This window comes from uncultured Veillonella sp., assembly GCF_915069625.1.
GTDB lineage: Bacteria > Bacillota > Negativicutes > Veillonellales > Veillonellaceae > Veillonella.
Genome location: NZ_CAJZFD010000076.1, coordinates 1 through 9,213, shown reverse-complemented (window position 1 = coordinate 9,213; position 9,213 = coordinate 1). Strand labels below are relative to the sequence as shown.

Here is a 9,213-nt window from a genome sequence, read left to right as displayed (position 1 = left end):
TTGGCACCTCGATGTCGGCTCATCACATCCTGGGGCTGAAGTAGGTCCCAAGGGTTCGGCTGTTCGCCGATTAAAGTGGTACGTGAGCTGGGTTCAGAACGTCGTGAGACAGTTCGGTCCCTATCCATCGCGGGCGCAAGAAACTTGAAGGGGGCTGCTCCTAGTACGAGAGGACCGGAGTGGACGAACCGCTGGTGTACCAATTATCCTGCCAAGGGTACAGTTGGGTAGCTACGTTCGGGACGGATAAACGCTGAAAGCATCTAAGCGTGAAACCAGCCTTGAGATGAGGTTTCTCATAGCATAAGCTAGTAAGATCCCATGTAGACGACATGGTTGATAGGCCAGGTGTGGAAGAGCCGTGAGGTTTGGAGCTGACTGGTACTAATAGATCGAGGGCTTTACTTAAACAAAAACATTAAGCAGAATGTGCAACAAATATATATAACTTCTATGTGGTTTTCAGAGTACAAACTCTGACAGATTCAGTGGCGATGGCTATGAGGATCCACCTGTTCCCATCTCGAACACAGTAGTTAAGCTCATAAACGCCGAAAGTACTTGGCTGGAGACGGCCTGGGAGGATAGGAAGCTGCTGATTAAGCATAAAATAGAGGGTCAACCCTAAAGGGTTGGCCCTCTATTTTTGTGCTCTAACGAGCACAGCTTTCTTACCTGCTAGAGCCGTCTCCAGCCAAGGTTGTACAAGTACTATCTATCTAAGTGTCCGTGTCAGACGGAGCTGGGAAAAGTAGGGCAGTAGAAGATGGAGGAGTGAAACGACGACAGATTCACTGCATCACTTTCTTCCGAATGTAAGATTTACCGAACTGCGAAGCAGAGAAGGGAAATCCACAGTGAGGAAGCAAGTAGGGCCACTGAAATGCAATTAGATCTATGCGACGCATGGGGCCCATACATCACCTTCGACGAAGCCCTATAGTTAAGTCTGTATATTGGCATAATGTATTATATGTCGCCATGGGCGAGTGTGATAGGAAGCCGCGGCTAGTGGTAGGAGGCAAACTATATCCTTACGGTAACGCGGCACAACGTGCCAATGTTACCGAACCGTAAAGCAGTTGAGTAAGTCTTAAAATTATGTAAATTTGCTTTATATTTTTTCTCGATACCTCGGTGCGTAGTATCTATGGTATCGTACTGCAAAGTAGTTGAGTAAGTTGAGAGTCTAGTAAATATAATTACTATAAACCACTATAATTTTGTTAAGCAATTATTGATCAATGTAAACTGGATTTATTTATAAGCTATTACAGTGTGTAGTATCTATGGTATCGCATATTAAAAGATATTGAGTAAGTATATAGATCGGTAAGTACAACTTTTATTGAGTAACTCTATAAAATATATAAAGCCCTATAAGCTACTTTAAAATAGCTTACAGAGCTCATTTTTATACATATCAATTTAATCAAAATTAATTTATATACAAAAAAAGAGTCGCCGAAGCGACTCTAGTTTTATTATTCTACACCAACCATTACGCTAGTAGATTTGATAACAGCTACAACTTCTTTGCCAACTACTAAGCCTAAGTCTTTAACAGATTGAACTGTAATATCAGCTGTAAGAATGTTATCGTTACCTACATTAATTTTTACAATTGCGTTTACAGCACCCTCTTGAATATCAACGATTGTACCTTTTAATTGGTTTCTTGCGCTTAATTTCATGGAATACTCCTTGTAAAAAATATACAATACAAATCTATATTTATTATATCACAATATAAAAAAATAACCGTGACGTATATCATATCACGGCATTTTATATATGGAGCGGGCGAAGGGAATCGAACCCTCCTCTCAAGCTTGGGAAGCTCGCATTCTACCGATGAACTACGCCCGCATGATGTACATATTGTATCATACTATAATATATACATTCAAGTGGAGCTTGTTTATATACTCTATACCCATAGTGGTTGCTGTATTGTATTGATATAAGAATAGATGTATAAAATAATGAGGAAGGAGGCATATGTATGTCAAAAATTTATAAAATCCATAAATGGTTATCTATAGTTTCTGTGCTTTTTTTCTTAATGTTCTGTATTACAGGGCTTATCCTCATGTTTCGAACAGAATTAAATGCATGGGCTCAAGGAGGGTCACATCATTCCTCGTTATCAATGGCGATGAGCCAACAAGAAATGTCTATTTTTAATTATGCTGATGAAGGTGCCCTATTAGTGAAAGAAAAATATCCGTCTAAGGATATTTTAAATATTTCTCCAGCTATGGGGGCTGCAAATATTTTACGGTATCGTATTATTGATTCTTCTGCAACTGTAGCACCTCCAGCGCGTATGGGGATGGGAGGGGATTATGCATTATATAATCCTGAAACAAAGGATCTTATTACTACGCATCATGAAACGCCTGCACATCCTTGGGTTCGAAGTGTGTTACATACGCTTCACCAATTACATACTCGATTAGATCTTGGCAAAACAGGAATTTATATTGTAACGATTTTATCTTTTATATGTAGTTTATCTATTATTTCTGGTATTTTTTTATATGGTCCATTTCGTAAAAGCATTGCCAAATCTACTGTATTGTCTAACTATATGAAATTAAGTACATTACACCGAGAATTTGCTATGGTTGCTACTGTATGGGGATTTATCTTATGTATTACAGGTGTATGGATAGGTGGATTTTTTATTGCTAATGACAGCTATAATGCAGATGTACTACACACTGCAAAGCAAGAACTTTCAGTTGGTCAATCTGACATTTTACAACCATCTGAAGCTATCTCTCGAATTATGAAAGCATACCCAGATCGTCAGCTTATATCTATAGATTATCCATCTAAATTTAATAATTATCATTATGCATTTTATTTAGGTGCTGAAAATGATGATGATCCAGCTATGTTCTTGGGTCAACCAGTCTATGCTAATTTATATACTGATTCTACTAAGGATATGTATTCTACAAAAAATATCCCCTGGTATTTTACGGGCATGACTACAATGATTAATCTCCATATTCATAATCATAATACGATGGCTCTTAAAATATTATGGGCCATCTGGGATATTGTTCTTATTGTAGGCATTGTGACTGGTATTATTATGACTATTAAAAAGAAATTTGGCAGAGCTAGTGCTACAGAATCTAAAGTATCGGCTGAAATAAAACATGTTTGGCGTACACCAATCTCTTGTGGTACCTGTGTATTAATTGGATTTATTATGCCACTTTGGTCCAATCCAGTTACAAATACTATAGCAGGTATTTGTTTAACTATTCCTCTAGTTGTATTTTTTATTTCTTTAATTAGAGGATTTAATCATTAAGTTATTATATTCTTCATGTATCTACTCAGCGTGCTTCATCATTAGTTCATTGATTATTTTCGAAATGAAATGATATAATTAATTTAAATAGATAGTTTTTATGTATGAAAATCTGTATTTATATTTATAATAAAGAAAGTGGTAGTTACTATGAATCATATGAAGGCATTTATTCAGTCTGAATCATCTGGCGGTATTATGCTCTTACTTGCCGCTATTCTTGGTGTTATTACAGCAAATTCTCCGCTAGCAGAACAGTATTTCTCCTTAATGCATGTGTATTGGGGCCCTATGGATATATTGGAGTGGGTAAATGATGGATTAATGGCTCTTTTCTTCCTATATGTAGGGCTAGAAATTAAATCCGAAATGATTTCTGGTGAGCTGAATACAAATTCAAAACGACTACTACCAGTATTAGCTGCTTTTGCAGGCGTTGTGACACCAGCCTTAGTATATTTCTTAATTGCTGGATCTGTGCCTGAGTATACTCATGGTTGGGGGATTCCAACAGCTACTGATATTGCCTTTGCCATAGGTGTAATTATGATGCTCGGTAAGCGTGTATCACAAGCTATGAAAGCATTTCTTTCTGCATTGGCGGTTATAGATGATTTAATCGCTATTATTGTTATAGCTATCTTTTATGGTGCTGGTGTTGATTTTCCATACTTGATTGGTGCTGCTATCGTTACAGGTGCATTGTGGTATACTAATAAACAGGGATATGTTAGACCTGTATTATATGGTGTATTAGGTGGAGTTCTCTGGTACTTTGTATTAAAGTCTGGTGTTCATGCAACCATTGCAGGTGTTGTCCTAGCTATGACTATTCCTGCAACAGGTAAACTTGATGGTGAAACAGTATATCCTATGCTTAAATGGGCTGATAAACTGAAAAATTGGGTTAATTTTTTGATTATTCCTTTATTTAGTTTCTTAAATGCTGGTGTATCCTTTGCTGATGTTTCAGCAGATCACCTATTCCATCCTGTTGTACTAGGCGTTTCATTAGGTCTTATTTTAGGTAAACAGTTTGGTATTTTTTCTGCTGTTTTCGTTTTAGTTAAATCTAAAATTATCAAGATGCCTACTAATACAACATGGCCAGAGGTTTATGGTACAGCCATTGTTTGTGGTATTGGTTTTACTATGAGCTTATTTGTGGCTACATTGGCATTTCCACCTGGTGTAACTCAAGAAATGTCTAAAATTGGTATCTTTATAGGCTCTATTATTTCTGGTTTATTAGGTGCTATAGTTTTAATTGTGGCTTATAAAATAAGATCTATTAAGAACAAATAATAAACTTATCATATTAGGAAGGAATCATATGGAACGGATATTTGTACTTTTACGTTCTCCTGGTTCGGCTACTGCCGTTTTACTAGGAGCTACACTTATTGCATTAATCGTAGCGAATTCTCCATTGGCAACACAATATATGTCTCTGGTTAATTTAAAACTAGGTCCATTAACAACGATGGAGTGGGTTAATGATGCATTAATGGCGATTTTTTTCCTCTTTGTTGGATTAGAAGTAAAACGTGAATTGGTAAGTGGCGAACTTAATACGAATGCTAAGCGTATCATGCCAGGTATTGCTGCATTATTTGGTGTATTAGTACCTGCTATTATTTACTATCTTATTGCTGGATTTAGTGAAGTTTACGTTCATGGATGGGCTATTCCTACTGCGACAGATATTGCTTTTGCTATAGGTGTAATAACTGCATTAGGATCAAGAGTTCCTAACTCTATGAAAGTATTTTTGACAGCCTTAGCTGTTATTGATGACTTAATTGCCATCATTGTTATTGCTATATTCTACGCAGCAAATCTTAATCTTTTTTATTTATTCGGTGCTGTAGTTGTAACGGGGTTATTGATTTATTGTAATCGGTCTGGGTACGTTAGATCTTTGTCTTATATCATTCTTGGTATAATTTTATGGTACTGTATTCTTCGTTCTGGTTTACATGCTACAATGGCAGGCGTAATCTTGGCGATGACAATTCCTGAACGGGGCAAGATTGGTCGTAAATATGTTAGACCAATGCAACATTGGGAACATTATTTATCTAACTGGGTAAGCTTTGTTATTGTTCCTATTTTTGCTTTCTTTAATGCCGGTGTAAGTCTTGGTGGATTTGGTGTAGCAGATTTAACACATCCAGTTGTTTTAGGCGTTGCCCTAGGTCTTATTTTAGGGAAACAAATCGGTATCTTTGGTGCTATGTTTGGTATGATTAAGTTAGGTATTGTACCTATGCCAGCAGAAGCTAACTGGAAATTTATTTATGGTACATCCATTGTATGTGGTATTGGTTTTACTATGAGTATATTTGTTTCCGTTTTAGCTTTTGATCCAGGTCATGCTCAAGAGATGGCTAAGGGTGGGGTATTAATCGGCTCTATTATTTCTGCAATTATAGGTTATATATACTTACGTATAGTTGGTGCTAATCGTAAAGAGTGCCATATTGGTTTGTATCATAACTGCTAAAATTAAATAGTATTAGTAAAGTCTCCATTATTGACTCCCATACATCTAATGTTAAATTACATTTTACTTAGATAAAGTAGTCCATAATGGAGATTTTATTTCATTGGTATCTTAGATTTCTATGATATATGTAGTTAATAAAGTGCATTATACATGCATTTTTGGTATTACTATCTCAATATTGTTTATAGATTATTTAATACTGTATAGTATACTACTTAATGTAAGGTGAGGTGTATATGGTAAAAAAAATAATTATTGCATGTACGCTTGTTTGTATGACTACAATGATATCTTCTGTATCATTGGCAAAAACGATTGATAAGGGACAACGGGGGCACCATGTAAGTAAGGTCCAAACAATGTTAAAGCATCAAGGTTTTTTGCATGATTCTGTAGATGGTATTTATGGTCATAACACAGAACAGGCGGTACGAAAATTTCAAAAGTCAAAGGGACTCGCTGTCGATGGGCGAGTTGGTCCTGCAACAATGAATGCTTTAGAAAAGATGGAGACTCGATATGGTGGTCATGGTACAGCATTAAGTCATGATGGTGTGCCTAATAAATACTCTCGAGTGTTAACTATGCAGGCTAGTGCTTATTCTGCTCAAGATCCTGGAAATGGAAATTATACGGCTACAGGTAGTCGATTGAAGAAGGGAATTGTATCTGTAGATCCAAAATTAATTCCATTAGGTACGAGATTATACATTGAAGGATATGGTTATGCTGTAGCTGACGATGTTGGTGGTGCTATTAAAGGTCATAGAATTGATTTAGCCTATGATTCACGTTCTGAAGCATTGCAGTTTGGTCGTCAAACTGTGAAGGTTTACGTTTTATAATAAAAGCTCTCTAGTTCACATATTATTGTAATAGACTATAAGGTCTAGTTTTACAGTATTATATGAGGTCTAGAGAGTTTTTTATTTTACCGAATTATAGTGTTTTTATAACCTCGAATATTCGGAAATTATGGTATAATAAATAATAGATATATTTGAGATGACTCATGATTTTTATTGAATGAGTACAATCAATAGTTATATGATGAATGGTAAAGGAAATTCTATGGATAAAGTACGGCGCGTGGAACGAATGGTGGCAATGACAAAATTGTTAGTTGATTCACCGCAAAAATTGATTCCTTTAAATTATTTTTGTGACTTCTTTGGCATGGCTAAATCTACAGTTAGTGAAGATTTAACCTGTGTTAGACAGTCTATGGAACACTTTCAATTGGGCACATTAGAAACAGTGGCTGGTGTGGCAGGCGGGGTACGTTTTATTCCTCATCGGAAGGGTACTCAAGCAAATGATATTTTACGAGATGTGCAAGCTCGTTTAATGGAACCAGATCGCATTATCCCTGGTGGGTTTATTTATATGTCTGATATCTTGTATGACTGGCATGTAATGACTCGTCTTGGGGAAATCATAATGACTCGCTTTATGGACCGCAATCCAGATTATATTTTGACGGTTGAAACGAAGGGGATTCCTTTAGCTGTTATGGTGGCTAGAGCGTTTAATAAACCTCTCGTTATTGCTCGTCGTGATAGTAAAGTAACAGAAGGGTCTGCTATTAGTATTAACTATGTAACTGGCTCCTCTGGTCGTATTCAAACTATGACGCTTACTAAACGTGCTATTCCACCGAATGCTAGGGTCTTAATTATCGATGACTTTATGAAAGCTGGAGGTACAGCAAAAGGTCTTAAAGAACTTGTACTTGAAATGAGTGGTATTGTAGTTGGTACGGGTGTTCTTGTAGCAACGGCAGAGCCAAATCCAAAGTTAATAGATGATTATGAATCATTATTTACTTTCTATGGCATCGATGAAAATACAAAGAAAATAAGTATAGAGCCAGTATTTGATGAAGAATAAACGATTAATATTACATCCATTATAGTTAGCTATAATAACTCTATATTGAGTTTTAGTTTGCTGGCTAATATGATGAGATTAATAGTGTAAATGGTCTAGATATAAGAGATAACAGATAGGAGATTACTATGAATATTGCAAGCCTTATTTTAGCTGCTGGTAAGGGTACACGCATGAAGTCTAAGTTGCCAAAAGTATTGCACAAAGTTGGTGGCAAGGCCATGGTGGAACGCGTTCTGGAAACTGTTCAATCTATTGGTACAAATCGTGATGTTGTTATCGTTGGCTTTGGCGGTGATGCAGTACAAAATTACTTAGGTAATCGCGCTGAATTTGTTCGTCAAGAAGAACAAAATGGTACAGGGCATGCTGTAAAAATGGCTCAACCAGTGCTTGGCGATTATGATGGTACAATCTTATTATTGTGTGGTGATACGCCACTCGTTACAAAGGAAAGCTTAGAAGCTCTTTTAGAGGAGCATAAAAACTCTGGTGCAGCTGCTACGATTTTAACAGCACATATGCCTGACCCAACTGGTTATGGTCGTATTATTCGTAATGAAGCAGGTTCCGTAGTTCGCATTGTAGAACAAAAAGATGGTAAACCAGAGGAATTAGCCGTTCAAGAAGTAAATACTGGTATGTACGCCTTTGATAGCAAAAAATTATGGCCTTGCTTAGATCAACTATCTGATGATAATGCGCAAGGTGAATTGTATATCACGGATGTAGTTGGTATTCTTGTAAATGGTGGCGATAAGGTAAGCGCTTATATGACTAAAGATTTTGAAGAGTCTCTAGGTGTAAACTCTCGCTTGCAATTAGCTGAAGCTGAGGCTATTTTAAAACACCGTAAAAATATTGAATTAATGACAGCCGGTGTAACAATTATCGATCCAGCAAATACTTACGTAGCTCCAGAGGTAACAGTAGGGGCGGATACAATCTTGCATCCTGGTACAATCCTTGAAGGCAATACTGTAATTGGGGAGCGTTGTGAAATTGGTCCACATACTCGTTTAACAAATGTGAAAGTTGGTAACGATACGATTATCCACTTCACGTATGGTCATGACTGCGAAGTAAAAGATGGTGTAGATGTAGGTCCATATGTTCACTTGCGTCCAAATACTGTACTAGGCAACAAGGTTCATGTAGGCAACTTCGTAGAGGTGAAAAATTCTAATGTTGGGGAAGGAACTAAGTTCCCTCATCTTTCCTATATCGGCGATAGCGATGTAGGATCCGGTGTTAATATTGGTTGTGGTACGATTACTGTAAACTACGATGGTAAAGTTAAGCATCGTACGACCATTGGCGATGGTGCTTTCGTAGGCTGTAATAGTAACTTAGTAGCTCCTGTAACAGTAGGTAATTATAGTTATGTAGGAGCAGGTTCTACTATTACTAAAAATGTACCAGATAAGGCGTTAGCAGTGGGCCGTAGCAAGCAAATTGTGAAAGAAAACTGGGTAACAGACGA

Annotated in this window: 7 protein-coding genes, 1 tRNA gene and 2 rRNA genes; 8 read left to right on the top strand and 2 right to left on the bottom strand. The window is 36.9% G+C overall.

What is annotated here, in order from left to right:
* Both QZ548_RS05365 and rrf read left to right on the top strand, forming a co-directional pair.
* A 23S ribosomal RNA gene (locus QZ548_RS05365) occupies positions 1-408 on the top strand; the annotation flags it as partial.
* 76 nt (positions 409-484) lie between these two features.
* A 5S ribosomal RNA gene (gene rrf / locus QZ548_RS05360) occupies positions 485-601 on the top strand.
* 883 nt (positions 602-1,484) lie between these two features.
* Here the strand turns inward: rrf and QZ548_RS05355 are convergent.
* Positions 1,485-1,694, bottom strand: coding sequence for a molybdopterin-binding protein (locus QZ548_RS05355; protein ID WP_295868935.1), 210 nt, complete (start codon positions 1,692-1,694; stop codon positions 1,485-1,487).
* A 101-nt stretch (positions 1,695-1,795) separates the two neighbouring features.
* A tRNA-Gly gene (locus tag QZ548_RS05350) sits at positions 1,796-1,869 on the bottom strand.
* 136 nt (positions 1,870-2,005) lie between these two features.
* Between QZ548_RS05350 and QZ548_RS05345 the strand changes: the two genes are divergently transcribed.
* The 6 genes from QZ548_RS05345 to glmU form a co-directional block, all read left to right on the top strand.
* Entirely contained in the window at positions 2,006-3,331 is a 1,326-nt protein-coding gene (locus QZ548_RS05345; protein ID WP_295868931.1) for a PepSY domain-containing protein, read from the top strand.
* Positions 3,332-3,481: 150 nt separating this feature from the next.
* Positions 3,482-4,636: a Na+/H+ antiporter NhaA gene (gene nhaA, locus QZ548_RS05340; RefSeq protein ID WP_295868929.1), complete on the top strand. Its 1,155-nt coding sequence runs from the start codon at positions 3,482-3,484 to the stop codon at positions 4,634-4,636.
* 28 nt (positions 4,637-4,664) lie between these two features.
* Complete coding sequence (gene nhaA, locus QZ548_RS05335) at positions 4,665-5,837, top strand: Na+/H+ antiporter NhaA (RefSeq protein ID WP_295868926.1); 1,173 nt, start codon at positions 4,665-4,667, stop codon at positions 5,835-5,837.
* 239 nt (positions 5,838-6,076) lie between these two features.
* The gene (locus QZ548_RS05330) at positions 6,077-6,685 is read left to right on the top strand and encodes a peptidoglycan-binding protein (RefSeq protein WP_295868923.1); all 609 of its coding nucleotides are present in this window, start codon (positions 6,077-6,079) and stop codon (positions 6,683-6,685) included.
* 226 nt (positions 6,686-6,911) lie between these two features.
* Positions 6,912-7,730 carry a pur operon repressor gene (purR, locus tag QZ548_RS05325; protein WP_060924833.1) on the top strand — a complete coding sequence of 273 codons (819 nt, stop codon included), beginning with the start codon at positions 6,912-6,914 and terminating at the stop codon, positions 7,728-7,730.
* 128 nt (positions 7,731-7,858) lie between these two features.
* Positions 7,859-9,213 (top strand): bifunctional UDP-N-acetylglucosamine diphosphorylase/glucosamine-1-phosphate N-acetyltransferase GlmU (gene glmU, locus QZ548_RS05320; protein ID WP_295868919.1); only part of this gene is annotated, 1,355 nt, incomplete at its 3' end.